Here is a 22,095-nt window from a genome sequence, read left to right as displayed (position 1 = left end):
TCTATAAGGGCTGAAATGGATTGCACGGCGCGCTGCAATGCGCGCCGTTTCTTATTCTCCGGGCCTCGTCGCTCCAGTATCTGACCGGGGCGACCTGACGCGCAGCACAGGCGTATTAGCAGAGGTAGTGTTTGATCGGCTCTCTCGCCAAACCACGAAAACACCTGATGCGATGATGATACTTGCGCCAACGGCGACCCAGATATCCGGGTGCTCGCCAAAGAAAATCACGCCGAAGATCGTGGCCCAGATGATCTGGCTGTATTGACTAGGGGCAATGACGCCGGCGGGGGCGGCGCGATAAGCAAGGATGATCAGGTGCTGTGCGATTACCGAGAACACCCCGACAAACGCCATCATCGCCAGATGCAGCAATGATGGTGGTTGATAAACTGCCGGTTGGGCGACGCTCATGACGGCGATGGCCAGCAGCATAGGATAAAGGATCAGGACGGCAGAGCGTTCTTCATTCCCGATTTTGCGGACAAGAACCGAAGCAAATGCGCTGCAGAAGGCTGCTGCCAGAGCCGCTAAATGGCCCAGGGTGATTTCGGTCGCGCCAGGGCGCAGGACGATCAGGACGCCGATCAGGCCGACGCCCACGGCCGCCCACCTTTGGGCACGGACCACCTCACCCAGAATCGGAATCGACAGAACAGTTACGATCAGCGGAAAGGAAAATAGCAGGGAATAGACTTCGGCCAGCGGCAGCACCGAAAAAGCGTAGAAGGCACAAGACATGGCCATGATCATCGTCGCTGATCGCAACAGCACCAACCACGGATGCCGCGGCAGGAAATTCCCAGTGGTCCGATCGGCTAGAATTGTTACTGCCATAGGGACAAAGGAAAACAGCGTCGCAAAGAAGATGATCTGCAAAACCGAATAGGTGCCACCCAGCACCTTGATCAGCACGTCATGCGTCGCGAAGACGGCAAAGCCTAAGAACGCAAAGGCAAGCCCACGAAGGGCGGAGTTCTGAGCGCTCATGACAAAAGCCTCAATCATAGATGGATCGTTTGGGGTGTTTGATGTTTGCTTAGACCCAAATTGGTCTGACGGGTAGCCCTTATTTTATCGCTAACATTCTTTTGCAGGCAGGGTTGCAGATTTTGCAATACGCAGGAAACGGGTCGAGTCCAAAACAAGCGATTGCCATGATCATCTCAAATCAAGGAGAAACAACATGCACGGAATTTCAGCCCTACCAACACAGCAGGTTCAGGCATATCGCGCCGGTGCGCCGGATGGATATGGAAACCCACCAGAGCGTGCGATTTCCAATGGGGCGGGCAACCCATGCCGTCATTGTTTGAAATACATACCGGAAGGCAAAGAGATGCTGGTGTTGGCGCACCGACCCTTCCCGGAAACGCAGCCTTATGCAGAGACTGGACCGATCTTCCTTTGTGCCGACCCCTGCGCACGCTATGAAAGTGAGGATGTGCTGCCCGAGGCGTTGACCGACTCGCCCAACTACCTGATCAAAGGGTATGGTCCGGACGACCGAATTGTCTATGGAACCGGGATCATCACCCCACAGGCGCAGTTGCATGAGGCGGCTAAAAAAATCTTCTCCCGCGCTGATGTCGCTTACATCCACATCCGATCTGCTCTGAACAACTGTTATCACGCACGGATCGATCGTGTCTAAAGCTTGACGCGGTGCATCCCCCGATGTGGTTGGTTCGGGTCGTTGACAGTTGCGTCGTCGACCCGACTGGAGGTCAACGCAAGGAACACATCCTCAAGATCAGCTTCTTCAGTGCGGACGTCCTGGATGCGAATATCGGCCTGACGTACAGATTCCAGCACCTGCTCGGCTGTAGTTAGGTTGCTGTGGTATTGCAGCACAAGGTCGCCGTTCTCACGTTGCGCTGCAATCACGTTATCCGCTACAGGCAGAGTCTGTATGGGGCTATCCGGCACGATCACCATGGTTCGGCTGTCCATGCGGCCCAGCAGATTGGCCGTGCTGTCTTGTGCGATCTTTTCGCCGTGATTGATAATGGCGATCTCGTCACACATCTCTTGCGCTTCTTCCAGATAGTGCGTGGTCAGGATGATGGTCATGCCCTGTTCGTTCAGCTTGCGCACATTGGCCCAAAGCATCTGTCGCAGTTCGATATCCACACCCGCCGTGGGTTCGTCGAGCACCAGAATCTTGGGATGGTGCACCAGCGCCTTGGCCAGCAGCAGGCGCCGCCGCATTCCGCCCGAAAGCGTGCGCGCATAGGCCTCGGCCTTGTCGGCAAGGCCAACGAGGTCGAGGATCTCATCGCTTCGCCGATCAGACTTGGGAACACCGTACAGCCCGGCCTGAACTTCTAATGCGCCTCGAGGTGTAAAGAACGGATCAAGGTTCAATTCCTGAGGCATCACGCCGATGGCGGCGCGGGATTGGCGCGGGTTTTGATCCTGGTCGAACCCCCAGATCGAGACGCTGCCAGACGTTTTGACCACCAGCCCCGCCAGAATGTTGATCAGGGTCGATTTGCCGGCTCCATTCGGGCCAAGCAGACCGAAAACGGACCCCTGCGGTACCGTCAGGTCGATCCCTTTCAAAGCCTGTTTCTCGGGCTGGCTCTTGCCGCCGCGATAGGTCTTGCGCAGTGATCTGATTGTGATTGCCGCATCGGACATGTGGCCCTTGCCCCCGGTTTGCTCATCGCCCATAAACGCACCTAATACATGCCCGCGAGGCCGACAACCAAAGAAGGATCGCCAGCCGTGACCATCGAAGCGCCGGAAACCAAGATTGTCGAAAATACCCGCGTCGCCTGCGATGGTGGCGAGGGTCCGCTGGGTCATCCGCGCGTCTGGCTGCAGATTCCCGAAGACACTGGTTGGGTCGAGTGCCCCTATTGCGATTGCAAATACGTGCTGCGTGGTGAGGACTCTGGTCAGGACGCGTAAGGGCGACCAGGACGGCAGGCGGTCGTAACTGGCGAGGATGGATAATGCTGTTCACAGCCAAAACGATTGACCTTTCCGACAGCCAGCCAATCGCGAACGGGACTGTGCGCAGTGTCTATGACTTTCCCGGTCATCCTGACCTACTGATCAAAGTTTTTACCCGGTCCCAAGATCGTGTCTCGCACAGGCTTGGCAAGCGACTGGCATGGAAACTGTTCCCCGAGGCGCAGTATCGCAGCACATTGAAAGAGCTGGAATGCGAACTGCGGGTATCGCTGAAACTCGGGACAGAAATTGAGCGTTCACCCCTGTCCAGGATGTTGGGCGTGGTTCAGACGACGCATGGGGCGGGGGTTGTTGTTGAGCGCATTTCTGGCATTGATGGCGGGCTTGCGCCCAAGCTTTATGAAGTCTGCCGCAGTGGATTGGACGCCCCGGTTTTGGAAGCGTTGAATGCATTCGTTGCGCAGATGTTTGACCTTCACATCGTCGCGCGCGACGTCAAAAGCTCGAACATCGTCTATGGAACGCGGGGGGCGGGCCCAGCCTGTTTCCTGATCGATGGATATGGTGAGCGGAACCTCATCCCACTGCGCAGCCTGTCCCCACGTCTGAATGATCGCTCGCTGAACAAACAGTTCTCGTTGATCGCGCAAAAAGCAGGCTTGGCTTGGAATGCGGATAAGCGCACTTTTTCGAATAGCTAAGGCCAGACCACGGGCAAATTAGGTCGCAACGAATTGGCCAGGTGGCCTCGTCTTTCGTGCAGCCCTTCTGTACAACTTGGCGCAACCCAGCGCAGGAGCCTCATATGACCACCACCCAATTCGGAAAAGGCTGCCATCTGCATCTGATTGATGGATCAGCCTTTATCTTCCGCGCCTATCACGCTTTACCGCCGTTGACGCGGAAATCGGATGGGCTACCAATTGGGGCGGTATCGGGGTTCTGCAATATGCTGCAGAAATATGTCGAAGGGAACGCCGGGCCGGATGCGCCGACCCATGTTGCGGTGATCTTCGACAAGGGCTCGCATACGTTCCGTAATGATCTGTATGATCTCTACAAGGCCAACCGTGAAGCGATGCCTGAGGATTTGCGCCCGCAAATGCCGCTGACTCGCGAAGCCACCAAAGCGTTCAACATCGCCTGCAAAGAACTTGAAGGCTATGAAGCCGACGACATTATCGCGACCCTCGCCGTTCAGGCACGTGAGGCCGGTGGGCGGGTGACCATTGTCAGTTCTGACAAAGACCTGATGCAGCTTGTGGGTGGCGGTGTCGAGATGCTGGATGCGATGAAGAACAAGCGCATCGATCGCGACGGGGTGGTTGAGAAGTTCGGCGTCGGGCCCGAGCGGGTTGTCGATGTGCAGGCTTTGGCCGGGGATTCGGTGGATAACGTACCGGGCGCTCCGGGCATTGGTGTGAAGACGGCAGCGCTGTTGATCAATGAATATGGCGATCTGGAAACCTTGCTGGATCGCGCTGAAGAGATCAAACAGCCCAAGCGCCGCCAGACCCTGATCGAAAAGCGCGACCAGATCGAGCTATCGAAGAAACTTGTGCAATTGGACGAAAACACACCGTTGGATTTCACTCTGGATGACCTTGAGGTGAAGGATCCCGATGCTGAGACTTTGATGAAGTTTCTGGCAGAGATGGAATTTCGTACGCTTACCAAACGCATTGCTGACAAGCTGGGCGTCGAGTCCCCCGTCATCCCCGATATATCCACGCCCGAGGCGGAGTCACAGGCCGAAGACGTCCCATTTGATGCAACGAAATACGAATGCGTGCGCGATGCAGCGGCATTGCAGAAATGGATCGATCAGGCCTACGAGCGCGGCTGGGTTGCGGTGGATACCGAGACCACCGGCTTGAATGAGATGATCGCCGATTTGGTCGGGATTTCGCTATGTGTCGAGGCGGGTGAGGCTTGTTACATCCCGTTGACTCACCGTGAAAGCGCGACCGATGATCTGTTCGGATCGGATGCGCTGGCCGATGGACAGATGCCGCTGGATGCGGCTCTAAACTTGCTGAAACCGATGTTTGAGGATCCGTCGATCCTGAAGATCGGACAGAACATGAAATACGATGCCAAAATCTTTAAGCGATATGGCGTCGACGTCGCCCCCATCGACGACACGATGCTGATGTCCTACGCCATGCATGGCGGTGAGCATGGGCATGGCATGGATACGCTATCTGAACGCTATCTGAGCCATACGCCGATTCCCATCAAACCTCTGCTTGGCTCGGGCAAGTCTGCAATCACTTTCGACAAGGTGCCGATTGACGAGGCCACGGCCTACGCTGCCGAGGATGCGGACATCACCCTTCGCCTGTGGAAATTGTTCAAGCCGCAGTTGCATCAGGTGCAGGTGACGACGGTGTATGAAACACTTGAACGTCCATTGGTGCCGGTTCTCAAAGAAATGGAGATGCATGGCATCAAGGTCGATCGCGATGTTCTCAGCCGAATGTCAAATGCATTTGCGCAGAAGATGGCCGGATTAGAGGCTGAAATCCACGAATTGGCGGGTGAGAACTTTAACGTCGGTTCGCCAGCGCAACTGGGTGAAATCCTGTTCGACAAAATGGGGCTTGAGGGCGGCAAGAAGGGCAAGACCGGTAAGTACTCGACCGGGGCGGACATTCTTGAGGACCTTGCAACGGAACATGAACTGCCGCGCCGGGTGCTGGACTGGCGGCAACTCTCCAAGCTGAAATCGACCTATACGGACGCGCTGCAGACCCATATCAATCCTGATACGGGCCGGGTGCATACGTCATATTCGATTACGGGGGCGAATACGGGCCGTTTGGCCTCGACCGATCCGAACCTGCAAAACATTCCGGTGCGTACTGAGGAAGGTCGGCGCATACGTGAGGCGTTCATTGCCGAGCCGGGCAATGTGCTGGTCAGCCTTGATTACAGCCAGATTGAGCTACGGATACTGGCCCATATCGCCGATATTCCGACCCTGAAACAGGCGTTTGCGGATGGATTGGACATTCACGCAATGACAGCGTCCGAGATGTTTGATGTTCCGTTGGACGAGATGACGCCGGATATCCGTCGTCAGGCCAAGGCGATCAACTTTGGTGTGATCTACGGCATTTCGGGCTTTGGGTTGGCGCGCAATCTGCGCATTCCCCGGGCGGATGCGCAGGGTTTCATCGATCGCTATTTCGAACGTTTCCCGGGCATCCGGCGCTATATGGACGACACGATCGCGTTTGCCAAAGAGAATGGCTATGTCCAGACCCTGTTCGGCCGGAAAATCCATACACCCGAGATCAATGCCAAGGGGCCGCATGCGGGGTTCTCGCGTCGTGCTGCGATCAATGCTCCGATCCAAGGGACGGCAGCAGATGTGATTCGGCGCGCGATGGTGAGGATGCCGGATGCGATCAACGGCTTGCCCGCCAAGATGCTGTTGCAGGTGCATGACGAGCTGCTGTTCGAAGTGGCTGAAGAGGCTGTGGATCAAACCATTTCGGTCGCGCGCGCGGTGATGGAAGGGGCGGCTGATCCGGCAGTGAAGCTGGATATCAAGCTGGTCGCGGATGCCGGACAAGGCGCGAACTGGGCCGAGGCCCATTAGGGGCGGCGCTGCTCATCAAGCCCTGCGGGCCCTCTTTGCAGCGGGTCAGGCTTCTGGCCTGACCAGGCGGGCGATCAGGCGTTTTACGAAAGGGCCCAGCGTCAGGATGACGGTAAAGGCGATAGGCCAGCAAAAGGCCCAAGAGGCCATCCAGTCTCCGAGTGTTGAAGGGCTGAAGCCGATAGCTTTGAGCGTGGCTATGCCGGTGACGACGCAGGACATCAGGCCGGACATGATCAAGGCGAACAGGGCATTGGCATAGCGGGCAGATATCATGCGAGGCATCCTTGGCGTGTCGATGCCCTCAATTGCGCCATTTCAGTCTGAAAATCCAGCGTTCATGCAGGGTTTAATACTGTATCCAAGCCAGTGAGTCCTCAGTCCGCCGGGTTGAGGGGTTGTATTCGGCGCTGACCCAGCCGCTGTAATCCGACTGGTCCATCGCAGCAAACAACGCGGCAAAGTCCATTGTACCCAGCCCGGGTTCCGAGCGATCCGGCGCAGCCCCGATCTGTGCATGGACAATACGGGGCTGAAAACGGTGCCAAATCGCCAGCGCGTCGCCGTGGATCATCTGCGCATGAAAACTGTCATATTGTAGGCCGACATTTGCGCGGTCGACGCGGTCCAGCACTTCGGCGGCCAGATCATAATTGTTCAGGAAGTAACCGGGTTGCGATACGGGGTTGAGCGGTTCGATTGTAAACCGCTGTGCCGGCGCGAGGTCGGCGGCCCATTGCAGGTTCTCGACAAAACAACGCAGGGCCTCGGGGCCGGAAGCGTATCCGGCCATAACGTGAATCATCTCTGGCCGCAGCACATCCGCGTAGCGCAGAACGCGCCGGATATCGGACTTAAACCGGTCGGAGCTGCCGGGCATGGCGGCGTAACCCGGTTCACCGCCGGTATAATTCGGGGGCGGGGCGTTGATCAGCACCAGATCAAGCCCGCTGGACAGCAGCGCGCGGCGGGTCTCTTTGGCTGCGAGGTCGTAGGGGAAGAGAATTTCAACAGCCGTAAACCCGGCCTGCGCGGCGGCTTGAAACCGGTCGAGATAGGGCAGTTCTGCAAACAGCAGTGAAAGATTGGCGGCAAATCTGGGCATCGGGCATCCGGTGTCGAACTTTGCAGAGCCTAGCGATCACGACGGCCACGTGAAAGAGACTGAAAACGACAGATTGTCGAAAATCGGCCAGATAAAGGCTTTCGAATCAGGGACCATCAGGCTCGAGCGGTATCCCGTTGCGAGGGCCGCGCCAACAATAAGGTCTGATCACGATGGCCATGAGCCCTGAACCCGCGCGCGGGACCGCTATAGCTGTATCTGACGGTCGACAGACCGCGTTCACCGGAAATACGCTGGCGGTGGCTTCGATGCTGACGTGGGCGGCGGGGTTCCCGGCGGCTGAGATCCTATTGCAAAGCTGGCCACCTATCGCACTGTTCGCGGCACGGATGTCTCTTGCGGTGTTGGTCATGGTACCAATCTGGCTGATTCTGGACGGACCGGCTCAGGTATTGCGCGCCCGTTGGGGCCATGCCCTCGTGGTCGGCGGTTTGGGGCTAGGGTCGGGGATGTTCCTGATCCTTGTAGCGCAGAAGCTGACTGACCCAGTTACCGTTGCCATTATCGCCTCGTGTGCGCCTTTGATCGCTACGATCATGGAGCTTGTGGCGGGAACGCGGCGATTGCGCTGGAGCTTTGCGCTGGGATTGGTGATTTCAATCATTGGCGGCCTGATTGCCACCAGCGCGGTGGCACCGGCACAATTAGGACTGGGCGCGATGTGCGCAGTGGTGTCTACCGCGCTGTTCTGTTGGGCCAGCATGGCCACTGCGCGCGACTTCCCCGAGCTTAGCCAGTTGGGCCGTAGCACCATTACATTGGTCGGAGGATTGTCGACCGCAGCCATTCTGGTGCCGTTAGCCGGATTGCTGGGGCTAGAGGTCTTGCCTACACGCCCCGTAGATGTGGCGCAGATGGGTATGTTGGTGTTCTACGCACTGTTCTCACTGGGCCTGAGCCAATTTTTCTTCATAGCATCAGTGGGAAAACTAGGGGTCGCCCTGGCGTCATTCCACATCAATATCGCGCCATTTTATGTGATGGTGATCATGATGGCGCTGGGCGAGGACTGGAACTGGACCCGCGCGCTGGGCGCGTCGCTGGTGGCGCTTGCGGTCGTGCTGGCGCAGGACCGCAAACCGCGACCGGTTCAATCCTCTAGCACATCAGATGCGATCAGTGGGAAAAACTGGCCGTCCGACCAGACGCCAAACCAACCGTCGTGATGTCTGGCGATCTCGACCAACCGGTAAAAGCTCTTGCGATCAATACGCGCCTCAAGATTCGCGCGCACCAATATGTAGGGTGAGGGCTCATCAGTTTCCGTATTTAGGACAATGCGAATCGGGTGATCGGGCCCGGCGATGGCTGTATCGCCCACTTGCGTCGTAAAAGTCAGACGTTGGGCTTCGCCTTGTCCCTCATGCTCAAAATCAACGGCAACAAACGGCGCATCCTCGACGGTGATTCCCACCTTTTCAGCGGGAGTGACGAGAAAGTACCCACCCTCTTCTTTCTTAAGAATTGAGGAAAATAGCTTAACAAGCTCGACCCTGTTGATCGGTGACCCTAGATAACTCCAAGTGCCATCTTTGGCGATCCGAATGTCCAGATCGCCACAAAACGGAGGATTCCATAGGTGAACGGGCGGCAAACCCCGCGTTTTGGCCGCTTTGACCGAAGCCGCCAGACCGTCTGGTGAAGGGGTCACGGGTTTTTGTCCGCTCATTGCTTTTGCCATTTCCTCTCAGCGCGATACACTTCAATCATAACAGTCCACGGAAGGGAACCTCATGTCCGAACCTGCCGACCTCGTGTCCGAGATCGAAGCGCTGGAAAACAAGCTGCAAGAGGCCAAATCCTCGATCACCCGCCGCTTTATCGGGCAGGAGAAGGTCGTGGACCTGACCCTGACCGCGCTTTTGTGCGGCGGTCACGCGCTGCTGATCGGTCTGCCGGGGCTGGGCAAGACGCGGTTGGTCGAGACGCTTTCGACCGTGATGGGCCTGCATGGCAACCGCATCCAGTTCACGCCGGACCTGATGCCTGCTGATATTCTGGGCTCGGAAGTGCTGGATACTGCCGAAGATGGCAGCCGCCATTTCCGGTTCATCTCCGGCCCGATTTTCTGTGAGTTGCTGATGGCGGACGAGATCAACCGTGCCAGTCCCCGGACCCAATCGGCGCTGTTGCAGGCGATGCAAGAGCGTACGGTGACAGTCGCGGGCGAAGACCGCGAATTGGGCGTACCGTTCCATGTGCTGGCAACGCAGAACCCGATTGAGCAGGAAGGGACCTATCCATTGCCCGAAGCTCAACTGGACCGGTTTCTAGTGCAGGTCGACGTGGAATATCCGGATCGCCAGACCGAGCGTGATATTCTGCTGGCTACCACGGGTGTTGAGGAAGCCGAGGCGCATCAGATTTTCACCAAAGAAGAATTGCTGGCCGCACAGGTTCTGTTGCGCCGGATGCCTGTAGGAGAGTCGGTTGTCGAACTGATCCTCGATCTGGTCCGCGCCTTCCGCCCGGATGAGGCAGGTGTGTCAGAGCGGGTGAAGGAAACTGTTGCCTGGGGTCCCGGACCGCGCGCTGCGCAGGCTCTGATGATGACCGTGCGCGCAAATGCGATGCTGGAAGGCCGTTTGGCCCCCAATGCCGAGGATGTTCTGACCATGGCGCGTCCGGTTCTCAGCCACCGTATGGCGTTGAACTTCGCGGCGCGGGCACGTGGTGACAGCCTCTCTGACCTGATTGAGTCCACCGCTACTGGGCTGGTCCGAACTGAGGCCGCGGCGTGAGCGCCGCCCAGACCCTACGCGAACGCTCCGAGGCCGAAGCGTCCCGGTTGCCGCCGTTATTGGCGCGGGCCGAGCATCTGGCCGGAACCGTTTTATTGGGCGATCACGGGCGGAGACGCTCGGGTCTGGGGGATGATTTCTGGCAGTACCGCCCTGCGCAGATTGGCGACAGTCGCCGGTTGATCGACCATCGCCGTTCGGCCCGTGGTGATCAGCAGTTTGTACGTGAGCGCGAATGGCAGATTGCACAGTCGATCATGCTTTGGGTCGATCAGGGCGCGTCGATGCGGTTTGCTTCGGACAAGAACTTGCCGACCAAGGCCGATCGTGCGCGCCTGCTGGGGCTGTCGTCCGCTATCCTGCTTGTGCGTGGTGGCGAGCGCGTTGGTCTGACTGGCACGACGCTGCCCCCGCGCAGGGGGAATGCTCAGATCATTCGGCTGGCCCAAGCCTGGTCTGAAGATGCGCAAACCGATTACGCGCCACCCGAACACCGCGCCATGATCCCGCATGCGCGTGCGGTGTTTATCTCGGATTTTCTTGGGCCGCTGGACGAGGTCGAGCTGGCCCTTACCAAAGCCGCTGACCGGGGCGTGCGCGGCGTGTTGCTGCAGGTTCTGGACCCCAGCGAGGAGTCCTTTCCCTATTCGGGACGTACCATTTTTGAAAGTGTTGGTGGCACCGCTCGACATGAAACCTTGAAGGCCGCTGATTTGCGCGATCGTTATCTGGATCGCTTAGCGGCGCGCAAGGATGCGCTGACCCACCTGTGCCGCGCGACTGGCTGGCAGATGGGGCTCCATCACACCGATGACAGCGCTCAATCGGCTCTGTTGTGGCTTTATCGCGCCTTAGATGGGGGTGCGCAATGACGGTTCTTGCAGGAATCGGATTTACCGCGCCTTGGGTGCTGCTGGGTCTTCTGACCCTTCCGATTTTGTGGTTGATTCTGCGTGCCGTCCCACCTGCACCGATCCGACGTCTTTTCCCGGCGGTCACCTTGCTGCTGGGATTGAAGGATGATGAAAGCGTTTCGGACCGTACACCATGGTGGTTGCTGCTACTGCGGATGCTGGCAGCCGCAGCGATCATCATCGGGCTGGCAGGGCCGGTGCTGAACCCCTCACGCGATGAGACCGGATCCGGGCCGCTTCTGCTGGTGCTGGATGCAAGCTGGGGGGGCGCGACACGTTGGTCCTCGACACTTGATCAGATTGATGCGCAATTGACGGAAGCCGGGCGGGCGGGTCGTCCTGTGTCGATCTTGCGTCTGACTGAGCCTGAGGCACCTGTGTTTCAGGCCGCCGAGGCGTGGCGTGGGCGTCTGCCGGGCCTTACACCGATGCCGTGGCAGCCAACCGAAGCGCAGATTGACCAAACTCTGATCGCGTTGGGACAGGTCGAAGGTGGCTTCGACACCCATTGGTTCAGCGACCGTCTGTCCTATGTCGGCCATGATCGTTTGACTTCTGCCCTGCAGGCGCGTGGGGACGTGATTGTCTACCAATCCTCTGCACCTGTCACCGCGATCTTGCCCGCCACCTATCAGGACGGCGCAATCCGACTAAGCGTACAGCGCGCTAATCCAGGACCAGAGGAAAGAGTCACCGTTCTGGCGCAAGGGCGCGACCCGGCAGGAGCAATGCGGGTGCTGCAATCGACCAATCTTGAGTTCGAAAACGGCTCTACGCAGGCGGAAATTGATCTTGCGCTTCCATCGGAACTGCGCGCACGCATTACACGGTTCGAGATTCAAGGCCAGCGCTCTGCCGGTGCCATTACACTGACAGATGACAGCCTGCGTCGACGCGAAGTGGCGTTGATCGCAGGCACCCTGAACCGCGAAGGGTTAGAGTTACTGTCGCCGCTTCACTACCTGACACAGGTGCTGATTCCGACTGCTGATTTTGTCGAAGGCGGCCTGGCCGAGGTTCTCCCCGCGAACCCGGATGTGATCGTATTGGCGGATGTGGCCAAGCTGTCCGAGTCGGAACAGGCTGAAGTCGTCGAATGGGTTGAACAGGGCGGCCTACTGCTGCGCTTTGCCGGCCCACGCATGGCCGCCAGCGATCTGGGGCGCGATACTGAGGATGCACTGTTGCCGGTTCGACTTCGTAGCGGTGGCCGCTCGGTCGGCGGCGCCATGAGCTGGGGTGAAGCGAAGGGGCTTGCTCCGTTCACTGAAAACTCGCCGTTCTATGGGTTGGAGATTCCTGCGGACGTCTCTGTGACCACTCAGGTCATGGCACAACCAGATCCTAATTTGGCGGATCGGGTCATTGCGTCACTGTCGGATGGCACACCATTGGTGACCCGAAAACCGCTGGGGCTGGGGCAGGTGGTTCTGTTCCATGTCACGGCTGATGCGGAATGGTCCAGCCTGCCGCTGTCCGGGCTGTTTGTCGAAATGCTCGACCGGCTTGCCGTTGCCTCTGCTGCCAAATCGCGTCAAGAGGCTCAGATGCAGGGCACCGTATGGGAGCCGATTCAAATAATGGATGGCTTCGGTGTTTTGACTGACGCAGGAACGCTGCCCGGTGTCGATGGAGACGAACTGGTTTCTGGGCAAATCGGGCCGGACCTGCGCCCGGGGCTTTATGAAAACGGCAAGCAGAAACTGGCGCGGAATGTTCTTGCCGAGGATGCTGTACTATCCCCGGTGATCTGGCCGTCTGACGTCCCAATCCGGGGTCAGGAGATCAGCAATGAGACTCCGTTGGAAGGGCTGTTGCTTGGCCTTGCATTGTTGTTGCTGACAATCGATGTGATTGCCTCTTTGGCGTTGTCGGGGCGCTTGGCCAAGGCAACCCCTGTTGCATTTGCGCTTGCTGCCCTGTTCCTTGCCCCCGAGGTGCGGGCACAGACCCCTGAAGACACCGATTTTGCATTGAACGCGACGCATGAGCTTGTGCTGGCCCATGTACTTACCGGGAATGCTCAGGTCGACGATATCGCGCTGGCCGGGCTGCGCGGGTTGGTGCAGACGCTGCATTTTCGCACTTCGGTCGAACCCGCCGACCCGATTGGCATCGACCTTGAACGTGATGAGCTTGCATTCTTTCCGCTGCTCTATTGGCCTGTTACTCCGGACCAGCCGCAGCCCTCGATTGAAGCTTATGCAAAGCTCAACGCCTATCTGCGGTCGGGTGGGATGATCCTGTTTGACACGCGCGATGCCGATATCGCCGGTTTCGGGGCCTCCAGTCCCAATGGGCGCAAGCTACAACAGCTGGCGGCACCGCTGAATATCCCCTCGTTAGAGCCTGTTCCGCGTGACCACGTGCTGACTCGCGCCTTCTACCTGTTGCAGGATTTTCCCGGACGATATTCTGGCACCGAGGTCTGGGTCGAAGCCGCGCCACCCGATGCCGAGCAGATCGAAGGAATGCCCTTCCGAAACCTCAACGATAACGTGACCCCGGTGGTGATCGGCGGTAATGACTGGGCCGGGGCCTGGGCGGTGGATCGCAACGGTCAGTCCCTGTTGCCCGTGGGTCGCGGTTATGCCGGAGAACGACAGCGCGAGTTGGCCAATCGGTTTGGGGTTAATCTGGTAATGCATGTGCTGACCGGGAATTACAAATCCGATCAGGTTCACGTGCCCGCGCTTTTGGACAGGTTGGGACAATGACCGGAACCGTCATATTTGACCCGCTAATCCCGTGGCCGTTTCTGGCAGCCGTGGCATTGATTGCCATGTCAGGTGTGGTTCTGGCGCTTTGGCGCGGTCTGTCGGGCTGGGCCCTGCGCGGCTTGGCGGCCTTGGTCATCCTCGGGGCGCTTAGCGGTCCTGTTTATCAGGTCGAAGATCGCGCGCCGCTTACCGACATCGTGTTGATGATTGAAGATGAAAGCGCCAGTCAAACCCTATCGGATCGTGCCGAACAGACTGCTCAGGCTGCCAACGACCTCGCGACCGAGATCGAAGCTCGAGACAATACCGAGCTGCGCCGCATCCAGGTTGGTGACGGCGATGGTGACGAGGGCACGCAGGTCATGGCTGCGCTGAACGCGGCGCTGGCCGAAGAACCCCGTGCGCGGATTGCGGGCATTATCGTGGTGTCAGACGGCATCGTTCATGATGCAGACCTGGCACCCGACCTGCCTGCTCCAATGCATCTGTTGCAGACCGGGCGGGAAGGCGATTGGGATCGGCGCCTGATCGTGCGTAACGCCCCAGCCTTCGCCATTATCGGTGAACCCGTGACCCTGACCCTGCGCGTCGAAGATACTGGCGCTGCGCCTCCTGGAGTTACTAACGCTCCGCTTGAGATATCCGTCGATGGAGGTGAACCCGAGCAGTTCACCATTCCAATCGGTCTGGACGTCGAGCTCCCGATCACGCTGCCGCATGGTGGTCGGAACGTCATCCAGTTCACGGTCCCGCAGGCCGAGGGCGAACTGACCGACCGCAACAACACGGCTCTGATCCAGATGAACGGTGTGCGGGATCGCCTGCGTGTTCTGCTGGTATCGGGCGAGCCGCATCCGGGCGGGCGTACTTGGCGCAACCTGCTGAAATCTGACAGCTCGGTTGATTTGGTCCATTTCACCATCCTCCGGCCGCCGGAAAAACAGGATGGCGTACCGGTGGATGAGCTCTCACTGATTGCCTTCCCAACGCGAGAGTTGTTTCTGGAGAAGATCAATGATTTCGACCTGATCATCTTTGACCGCTACAAACGGCGCGGCATCCTGCCTGCGATCTATCTGGATAATGTTGGCGACTATATCGTCAATGGTGGCGCGGTGCTGGTCGCTGCTGGCCCTGATTTTGCCACGGCTGACAGCCTGTACCGATCCCCGCTTGGGCCGGTCCTGCCCGCAAAACCCAGTGCGCGGGTTTACGAGGAACGGTACGTGCCCATGGTCACCGATCTGGGCCAGCGTCATCCGGTTACCGCTGATCTGGGCGATGCTGAGACTTGGGGCGCTTGGCTGCGCCAGATCGATGTCAGCCAGCTGTCCGGCAATATGCTCATGACCGGCGTGGATGATCGTCCGTTGCTGCTGTTGGATCGCGTGGGTGAAGGCCGTGTGGCGCTGATGGCATCAGACCACGCCTGGCTATGGAGCCGCGGCTTTGAGGGTGGTGGCCCGCAGCTGGAACTACTCCGCAGGCTGGCGCATTGGATGATGAAAGAACCCGAGCTTGAGGAAGAGGCGCTGTGGGCCGAAGCGAACGGCCAGTCCATGCGTATTATCCGTCAAACGCTGGAGGATGAGGTTGGCCCAGTCACGGTCACCCTCCCCAATGGTGACACCTTGGAGATTACGCTAAACGAAGTCTCGCCCGGTCGGTTCGAGGCGCAGTACTTCGGCCCTGAAATTGGCCTGTACCGTCTGGAAGAGGGTGCGCATTCTGCCGTGATCGGTCTTGGTCCTGCTGCACCAAAGGAATTCGAGCGCACGATCGCGACCGATGAGATTCTAAGCCCCGTTCTGGCCAGCCTGCGCGGGGGAACGATCCGGTTGGAAGAGGGTCTGCCCACAATCCGGAATGTCCGTGCGGGCCGACCGGCAGCAGGTCGGGGCTGGATCGGTCTGACCCCGCGCGACGCCTATGAAACTCGCGATGTTACACAGGCCGGGTTGCTTCCACCCTGGCTGGTGCTGTTGCTGGCCGGTGGGTTCCTCTTGGCCGGTTGGTTGCGTGAGGGACGTCGCTAACGCTGCTTAAGCACTTTTTCATGCTCTACCGCGATGCTCTGAGCAGATTATCGCGGGAAAACTTTACATGAGTCTTGCTGAGAAACTGGCGCAGGAACGGCGCGCACGACTGGCGGCCGAGCGGTTGTTGCATCTGAAACAGGCCGAGTTGTCTGCTGCCAACCGCAAATTGGGACGTCATGCTATCGCATTGACACGTCAGATCGATGAGACTCAGGCCGAGGTTGCGACGGTTCGCGATGAAAACGAAAAGGTCAAATCCGATCTGACCGTGGCCAATGCCAAGATCGAAGAGGCTGAACGCCGCCTGTGGCATTCGATCCAGACCATCCCTGACGGGTTTGCCTTTTTCGACGGCAACAACACACTGATCGGTGCCAACGCCGCTTACCTAAGCGTTTTCGATGGGCTGGAAGAGGTCGCGCCGGGGATCAGCTACACGCGTATTCTCGAAATTCTGACCCATGAAGGTATCGTGGACATCGGCGCGGAGAATATCGCGGACTGGCAGGCGCGTATGCTTGCACGCTGGGCGCAACCGCACCCCGAACCCGAGGTGATCCAGTTGTGGAACGGCCAGTATATCCGGCTGATTGATCAGCGGGGCCACGGCGGTGACGTGCTGAGCCTGGCGTTGAACATCACAGCCTCGGTCCGGCATGAGGCCGAGCTAAACGCTGCACGTGAACGGGCCGAGGCCGCAAACCGCGCCAAATCCGCCTTTCTGGCCAATATGAGCCATGAGATTCGCACGCCGATGAACGGGATCGTCGGTATGACCGAACTGCTGACCGAAACCCCGATGAACGAAGAACAAAGGCTCTATGTAAGCACAATTCGCAATTCGGGCGAGGCTTTGCTGGTCATCATCAACGATGTTCTCGACTATTCCAAGATCGAGGCCGACAAGTTGACGCTGCACCCCGAACAGTTCGATTTGGAGCGCTGTATCCTTGAGGTCGCGATGCTGTTGCAACCCAGCGTACGCGACAAGGGCCTGACCTTGCTGGTGGACTATGACCTGTTCCTGCCGACGCTTTATGTGGGTGATCCGGGGCGGATTCGGCAGATTCTGACCAACCTTGTCGGCAATGCAGTGAAGTTTACCGCGCAGGGCCATGTCCTTATCCGGGTGACCGGTGTTCCTGACGCGACAACTGAAACCTGCGACATCCACGTGGCCATCGAGGATACGGGTATCGGAATCAAAGCCGACAAGGTCCCGCACATCTTTGGTGAATTCAATCAGGTTGAGGATGCCCAGAACCGCCAATTCGAAGGCACGGGTTTGGGGCTGGCAATCACCAAGCGGCTGATCTCGATGATGGGCGGTGCCGTCTGGGTCGAAAGTGACGCGGGCAAAGGATCTTGCTTTGGGTTCCGTATCACACTGCCCACGGCTGAGGGTCCGCAGCCCGTTCCGCCTGATCTGGCGGGGCAGTTGGGCCGTGTTCTGGTGGTCGAGGATATGGCCGTCAACCGCGCCATTTTGACCAAGCAACTGAGTCGCCTTGGGTCTCAGGCGCTCACCTGTTCAACAGGGGCTGAAGCGCTTTCTGCAATGGACAAAACTATTGATCTGGTGCTGTGCGATCACGATCTGCCGGACATGGACGGTCTGGAACTCGCCACAACACTGCGCGACAAAGGATGGGGTGGTCTGCCAATTGTGGTGATGTCGGCCAATCCGGGTGTGATTCATGCCGACCCGGCCCATCGCCTGATTGACGGCGTATTGCAAAAGCCCATTCCTCGCGCCGAGCTGTATTCACGGCTGATGGCGCTGGGTGCTCCTGTATTCAAGTCGGATCGCAGTGACGACTGCGTCGCTGATCCCGAGACTCATGCGCAAGTTCCGCAGAATCAGAGGCTGATGCGGGTTCTGGCAGCCGAGGACAATCGAACCAATCAACTGATCCTTCAAAAGATGACCAAAGATCTGAATATCGATTTGAGATTCGTCTCCAATGGGTTGGAGGCGATCGAAACCTTCGCCAGTTTCGACCCGGACCTGATTTTCATGGATATCTCGATGCCCAAGATGGATGGGAAAGAGGCGACGGGTGAAATCCGGCGGCGCGAGATCGGAACGGATCGACATGTTCCCATAGTGGCCCTGACGGCCCATGCCATGACAGGGGATGATCAGGGCATACTGGCAGCCGGGCTTGATCATTATCTGACCAAACCGTTGCACAAGAAACTGATCCACAAGATGATACTGGAACATCGTCCAGCCGATGCCCAATTGGTCGGTGCAGAAGGTGAAAGTACGGAATAGGATCGATTTATGTCAGATGAGCGCGGTTTTCGCCCCCGGGGATTGGGTGAGATTGCAATTCGCTGCACCGATATGGCGGCAATGGTGTATTTCTATGAGAAGGCGATCGGGTTGCAGCGATTGCAAGGCGACCATAACAGCGCCATCACCTTTTTTCGGATTGCCGAAGGGTTTGGTGGACATACACAGGTGCTGGCCCTGTTTCACCAGTCTGTTGGCTCTGAGCGTGGATCGGGCCAGACTGGCGCGGCAGTGCCAGTAACAGGGGGTGCCTCGGCCCTGCACCATATCGCGCTGTCGCTGCCCTTTGTCGAACAGGATGCTGTCATGCGCTGGTACGACCAGATCGACCAGCCTTATCGGGTCGAGCATTTCGGCTGGATCGGCTGGCGCGGTATCTTCACCCAAGACCCCGAAGGGAACACCGTTGAGCTTGTAGCCTACGACCCTTCACTGCTCGATCAGGCCTGATAGGGGCGAACAAACACAGGTTTGTAGTCGTCAGACAGATCTGCCCTGTATTCATAACCACCGCTGTCGAAATCCAACAGGCCAATGGGATCGGTCAGGCGGTGCTGGATGATGTAGCGTGCCATCGCACCGCGCGCTTTCTTGGCGAAGAAGCTGACGATCTTGGGGGTGCCGCCCTTGTCCTCCATGAAGACCGGGGTCACAACGGGCAGCTTCAGTGCCTTCAGGTCGACCGCGCCGAAGTATTCCTGACTGGCGCAGTTCACCAGAACCTTGCTGTCAGTTTCGGCGGCCTGCGCGTTCAGCACCTTGCTTAGCTGATCGCGCCAATATTCGTACAGGTTTTTTCCGCGTCTGGTTTTCAGTTTACTACCCATCTCAAGCCGGTAGGCCTGTATGGCATCCAGCGGGCGCAATACGCCATAAAGCCCGGACAGAATGCGCAGGTGATCCTGTGCCCAGGCCATTTCGTCGGCATCCAGCGATGCGGCTTCAAGCCCTTGATAGGTATCGCCGGCAAAAGCCAATGCGGCAGGGCGTGTCGTCTCCGCATCGGGCGCGTCCGAGAACATACGATACCGGTCGCGGTTCAGGCGGGCCAAGTCGTCGCTCAGGTCCATCAGTTTTTTCAGATCGCCCAATGTCAGATTGCGTGCGGTCTTCGACAAGCGGATCGCGTCATCCTGAAAATCGGGTTGGGTTACTTCGACGTTTCGTTCTGCCCAATCCAGCCGCTTGGCCGGGGAAATCACTACCAGCATATCCGCCCTCGTTTCTCGCCTGTTCAGGCGTTTCTAGCCCGCCTGTCGCAGCACGTCCAGAAACGCCGCGCCAAACCTTTCGTGACGACGGTCACCCAGAACCTGCTCCATCGCTCGTGGATCATCCGGGTGCAGTTGCGCCACTTTCGCCAGTTGCGAAGCCGTACAGCTTAGTGGTTTGTCGATCCCGTCGGGGCCACGCGACAATTGCGATTGAACCTCAAGCAACTGATCGTAAATGTCGCCCTGATTGCGGCCGGCAAGTTTGCGCCTTGCGGGGTGCAGCTCTTCTACCGCGCCGGTCAGCACCTCAAGGAAAGTGGAACCATAGCGTTCCAGTTTCTTTGACCCGATACCGCTGATCCGCGCCATGTCATCCAGATTTGCAGGTCGGGTTTCTGCCATCTCGATTAGGGTGCGATCAGGAAAAATGACATAAGCCGGGACCCGAGCGGCCTCGGCCAGTGCGCGCCGCTTGGCCTTGAGCGCCGAGAGCAGCGGCGCGTCTTCCTCGGACACCATCGCTTTGACAGCGGGTCGTCGGGTGGCTTTGCGGATGGTATCCTTGCGCAGATCGATCAGCGCTTCACCTTTCAGGATGGGTTTGGCGGCTTCTGTCATACGCAGCGCGCCGTGGCGTTCAGGGTCGGGGCGCACCAAATCATGGCCCATCATCTGCCGGAAGATCGCTTGCCATTGCGGGCGCGACCAGTCCTTGCCGATGCCGTAGGTGGACAGATTGTCGTGTCGCCGTGCGCGAATTTTATCGGTCTCGTTGGCAAGCAGAATGTCGATCAGATGACCTGCCCCGAACCATTCCTCGGTGCGTAAAATCGCGGACAGAGCCATACGGACGGGCGTTGTGCCGTCGAAGATTTCTGGCGGGTTGTCGCAGAGATCGCACTTGCCGCAGGATTCAGCCTGTTCCCCAAAATACCCCAGCAAGGTCTGGCGGCGGCATTTCAGTGCTTCGGCCAATCCCAGCAGCGCGTTAAGACGCGCATGATCCGCCATGCGCCGTTCAGGTGGGGCCAGCCCTTCGTCGATCTGTGAGCGTCGTAGTCGTATATCGTCAGGCCCGAACAAGGTCAGGGTCTCGGCTGGTCCACCATCGCGTCCGGCACGACCGATTTCTTGATAATAGGCCTCGATCGATTTCGGCAAATCCGCATGGGCGACCCAGCGGATGTCCGGCTTGTCGATACCCATGCCAAAGGCGACCGTAGCGACGACAATCAGCCCGTCCTCGCGCGCAAAGCGAGCTTCCACGATGCGGCGATCCTCGGCCTCCATCCCGCCGTGATAGTGGCAGGCCGTGTGACCTTCGGCGCGCAGGGCTTGCGCCAGCACCTCGGTCTTGTTGCGGGTCCCGCAATAGACGATGCCGGATTGGGTTTTGCGCGCGGCAGCGAAATCGAGGATCTGTTTGCGCGGTCCATCCTTGGCGGCAAAAGCCAGATGGATATTGGGCCTGTCGAACCCCCGCAGGAATTTGCGCGGCGCGACACCGTCGAACAGTTTTTCGACGATCTCGTCCTGCGTTTCCGCATCCGCTGTCGCGGTGAACGCGGCGAGGGGAACATTCAAAGCGCGCCGCAGCTCTCCGATCCGCAGATAGTCAGGGCGGAAATCGTGGCCCCATTGGCTGACACAATGGGCTTCATCCACCGCGATCAGATTGACGTTAATCCTACGCAGCATCCCCAGCGCCGACCCGGCGGCCAGACGCTCGGGCGCCATATACAGAAGCTTGAGCCGCCCAGCCTCTAATGCGTCCCATACCGCATCAGTTTCTTCGGGGGTGTTGCCCGAGGTGAGCGCGCCCGCCTCGACACCGGCTTCCTGCAGCCCACGCACCTGATCGCGCATCAAGGCGATCAGCGGAGAGATCACAACAGTCACGCCGTCTCGCAGCAACGCAGGTAACTGAAAACATAAGGACTTGCCCCCACCAGTGGGCATGATCGCCAGCACGTTTTCACCTGCGGTCACGGCGTCGACGATCTCTTCCTGACCGGGGCGGAAGTCGTCGAATCCGAAAACGTCTCGCAACAAGGGTGCGGAGTCGAACATGCGACGGAGGGTCCTGTTTTATGGTTTATCTGCTCTTAAGACAGGACCATCACATACTAAGATTCGGTGAACAAGAGGTCAGTAGAAATAGACCGCGTTGTTGATCAGGATGATCCGCAACGCATAGACCCCGATCAGCACCACCAGAGGGGTCAGATCCAGACCGCCCATGGCGGGCAGAATGCGGCGAATGGGGCCGTAGATCGGCTCTAACAAACGGTTCAGTCCGTACCATATTTGCGCCACCAGTTGCTGGTGCAGGTTCAGCACCTGGAAGTTGATCAGCCAGCTCATGATCACATGGGCAAGGATGATGAACCAGACAATGTCCAGGATCAGCAGAAGGATTTGGATCAGCGACAGCATGGGCACTCCGTTCGTCAATTGTCCTGAGACCTAAGCGTCACAGCCGCAAAGAGCAAGTGCGCCCCAACAGAACGCTT

At 58.4% G+C, this 22,095-nt stretch carries 19 protein-coding genes; 11 read left to right on the top strand and 8 right to left on the bottom strand.

Going from position 1 to position 22,095, the window contains the following annotated elements; translation table 11 throughout:
* Window positions 1–51: 51 nt before the first annotated feature.
* Entirely contained in the window at window positions 52–990 is a 939-nt protein-coding gene (locus ACR0I1_RS11640) for a DMT family transporter (RefSeq protein ID WP_480706577.1), read from the bottom strand.
* A 196-nt stretch (window positions 991–1,186) separates the two neighbouring features.
* Here ACR0I1_RS11640 and ACR0I1_RS11635 point away from each other — a divergent pair, with 196 nt between their 5' ends.
* Window positions 1,187–1,654, top strand: coding sequence for a DUF1203 domain-containing protein (locus tag ACR0I1_RS11635; RefSeq protein ID WP_170566845.1), 468 nt, complete (start codon window positions 1,187–1,189; stop codon window positions 1,652–1,654).
* Here the strand turns inward: ACR0I1_RS11635 and ACR0I1_RS11630 are convergent.
* The gene (locus tag ACR0I1_RS11630; RefSeq protein ID WP_170514245.1) at window positions 1,651–2,643 is read right to left on the bottom strand and encodes an ABC transporter ATP-binding protein; all 993 of its coding nucleotides are present in this window, start codon (window positions 2,641–2,643) and stop codon (window positions 1,651–1,653) included. The genes ACR0I1_RS11635 and ACR0I1_RS11630 overlap by 4 nt on opposite strands.
* Before the next feature lie 87 nt (window positions 2,644–2,730).
* Here ACR0I1_RS11630 and ACR0I1_RS11625 point away from each other — a divergent pair, with 87 nt between their 5' ends.
* The 3 genes from ACR0I1_RS11625 (at window position 2,731) to polA (ending at window position 6,529) form a co-directional block, all read left to right on the top strand.
* Complete coding sequence (locus ACR0I1_RS11625; RefSeq protein ID WP_480706575.1) at window positions 2,731–2,916, top strand: zinc-finger domain-containing protein; 186 nt, start codon at window positions 2,731–2,733, stop codon at window positions 2,914–2,916.
* Between the two features lie 44 nt (window positions 2,917–2,960).
* Window positions 2,961–3,623 carry a YrbL family protein gene (locus ACR0I1_RS11620; protein ID WP_480706573.1) on the top strand — a complete coding sequence of 221 codons (663 nt, stop codon included), beginning with the start codon at window positions 2,961–2,963 and terminating at the stop codon, window positions 3,621–3,623.
* A gap of 104 nt (window positions 3,624–3,727) precedes the next feature.
* Window positions 3,728–6,529, top strand: coding sequence for a DNA polymerase I (gene polA / locus ACR0I1_RS11615; RefSeq protein ID WP_480706571.1), 2,802 nt, complete (start codon window positions 3,728–3,730; stop codon window positions 6,527–6,529).
* Between the two features lie 45 nt (window positions 6,530–6,574).
* On the opposite strand, the gene ACR0I1_RS11610 is transcribed toward polA, so the two are convergent.
* Both ACR0I1_RS11610 and ACR0I1_RS11605 read right to left on the bottom strand, forming a co-directional pair.
* Window positions 6,575–6,805 carry a DUF2798 domain-containing protein gene (locus ACR0I1_RS11610; RefSeq protein WP_170408576.1) on the bottom strand — a complete coding sequence of 77 codons (231 nt, stop codon included), beginning with the start codon at window positions 6,803–6,805 and terminating at the stop codon, window positions 6,575–6,577.
* A gap of 73 nt (window positions 6,806–6,878) precedes the next feature.
* Window positions 6,879–7,634: a hydroxypyruvate isomerase family protein gene (locus ACR0I1_RS11605; protein WP_480706569.1), complete on the bottom strand. Its 756-nt coding sequence runs from the start codon at window positions 7,632–7,634 to the stop codon at window positions 6,879–6,881.
* Window positions 7,635–7,813: 179 nt separating this feature from the next.
* On the opposite strand from ACR0I1_RS11605, the gene ACR0I1_RS11600 reads away from it, so the two are divergent.
* Complete coding sequence (locus ACR0I1_RS11600; protein ID WP_480706567.1) at window positions 7,814–8,821, top strand: DMT family transporter; 1,008 nt, start codon at window positions 7,814–7,816, stop codon at window positions 8,819–8,821.
* Here ACR0I1_RS11600 and ACR0I1_RS11595 read toward each other — a convergent pair.
* A complete protein-coding gene (locus ACR0I1_RS11595) occupies window positions 8,746–9,324 on the bottom strand; it encodes a DUF1285 domain-containing protein (RefSeq protein WP_480706565.1) in 579 nt (192 codons plus the stop codon). The genes ACR0I1_RS11600 and ACR0I1_RS11595 overlap by 76 nt on opposite strands.
* 64 nt (window positions 9,325–9,388) lie before the next feature.
* On the opposite strand from ACR0I1_RS11595, the gene ACR0I1_RS11590 reads away from it, so the two are divergent.
* The 6 genes from ACR0I1_RS11590 to ACR0I1_RS11565 all read left to right on the top strand — a co-directional run bounded on the left by ACR0I1_RS11590 (window position 9,389) and on the right by ACR0I1_RS11565 (window position 18,818).
* Entirely contained in the window at window positions 9,389–10,396 is a 1,008-nt protein-coding gene (locus ACR0I1_RS11590; protein ID WP_170394959.1) for an AAA family ATPase, read from the top strand.
* Window positions 10,393–11,268 (top strand): DUF58 domain-containing protein, encoded by an 876-nt coding sequence (locus tag ACR0I1_RS11585; RefSeq protein WP_170733952.1) that lies wholly within the window; start codon window positions 10,393–10,395, stop codon window positions 11,266–11,268. The genes ACR0I1_RS11590 and ACR0I1_RS11585 overlap by 4 nt, the downstream gene beginning before the upstream one ends.
* Complete coding sequence (locus tag ACR0I1_RS11580; RefSeq protein WP_480706563.1) at window positions 11,265–14,027, top strand: DUF4159 domain-containing protein; 2,763 nt, start codon at window positions 11,265–11,267, stop codon at window positions 14,025–14,027. Before ACR0I1_RS11585 ends, ACR0I1_RS11580 begins: the two co-directional genes overlap by 4 nt.
* Window positions 14,024–16,066 carry a hypothetical protein gene (locus ACR0I1_RS11575; protein ID WP_480706561.1) on the top strand — a complete coding sequence of 681 codons (2,043 nt, stop codon included), beginning with the start codon at window positions 14,024–14,026 and terminating at the stop codon, window positions 16,064–16,066. Before ACR0I1_RS11580 ends, ACR0I1_RS11575 begins: the two co-directional genes overlap by 4 nt.
* 67 nt (window positions 16,067–16,133) lie before the next feature.
* Window positions 16,134–18,347, top strand: coding sequence for a response regulator (locus tag ACR0I1_RS11570; protein ID WP_170408570.1), 2,214 nt, complete (start codon window positions 16,134–16,136; stop codon window positions 18,345–18,347).
* Between the two features lie 9 nt (window positions 18,348–18,356).
* On the top strand, window positions 18,357–18,818 hold the full coding sequence (locus tag ACR0I1_RS11565; protein ID WP_480706559.1) for a VOC family protein: 462 nt from the start codon (window positions 18,357–18,359) through the stop codon (window positions 18,816–18,818).
* On the opposite strand, the gene yaaA is transcribed toward ACR0I1_RS11565, so the two are convergent.
* From yaaA to ACR0I1_RS11550, 3 genes are all read right to left on the bottom strand, one after another.
* Complete coding sequence (gene yaaA / locus ACR0I1_RS11560; RefSeq protein WP_170426033.1) at window positions 18,809–19,579, bottom strand: peroxide stress protein YaaA; 771 nt, start codon at window positions 19,577–19,579, stop codon at window positions 18,809–18,811. The two genes, ACR0I1_RS11565 and yaaA, sit on opposite strands and share 10 nt — an antisense overlap.
* 33 nt (window positions 19,580–19,612) lie before the next feature.
* A complete protein-coding gene (gene recQ / locus ACR0I1_RS11555) occupies window positions 19,613–21,652 on the bottom strand; it encodes a DNA helicase RecQ (protein ID WP_480706557.1) in 2,040 nt (679 codons plus the stop codon).
* Between the two features lie 78 nt (window positions 21,653–21,730).
* Window positions 21,731–22,018 carry a YggT family protein gene (locus ACR0I1_RS11550; protein WP_170394943.1) on the bottom strand — a complete coding sequence of 96 codons (288 nt, stop codon included), beginning with the start codon at window positions 22,016–22,018 and terminating at the stop codon, window positions 21,731–21,733.
* Between the last annotated feature and the right edge of the window lie 77 nt (window positions 22,019–22,095).

Source organism: Ruegeria sp. B11 (genome assembly GCF_056539785.1).
The sequence above is the reverse complement of the archived record's forward strand: the minus strand, read 5'-3'. Positions and strand labels throughout refer to the sequence as shown.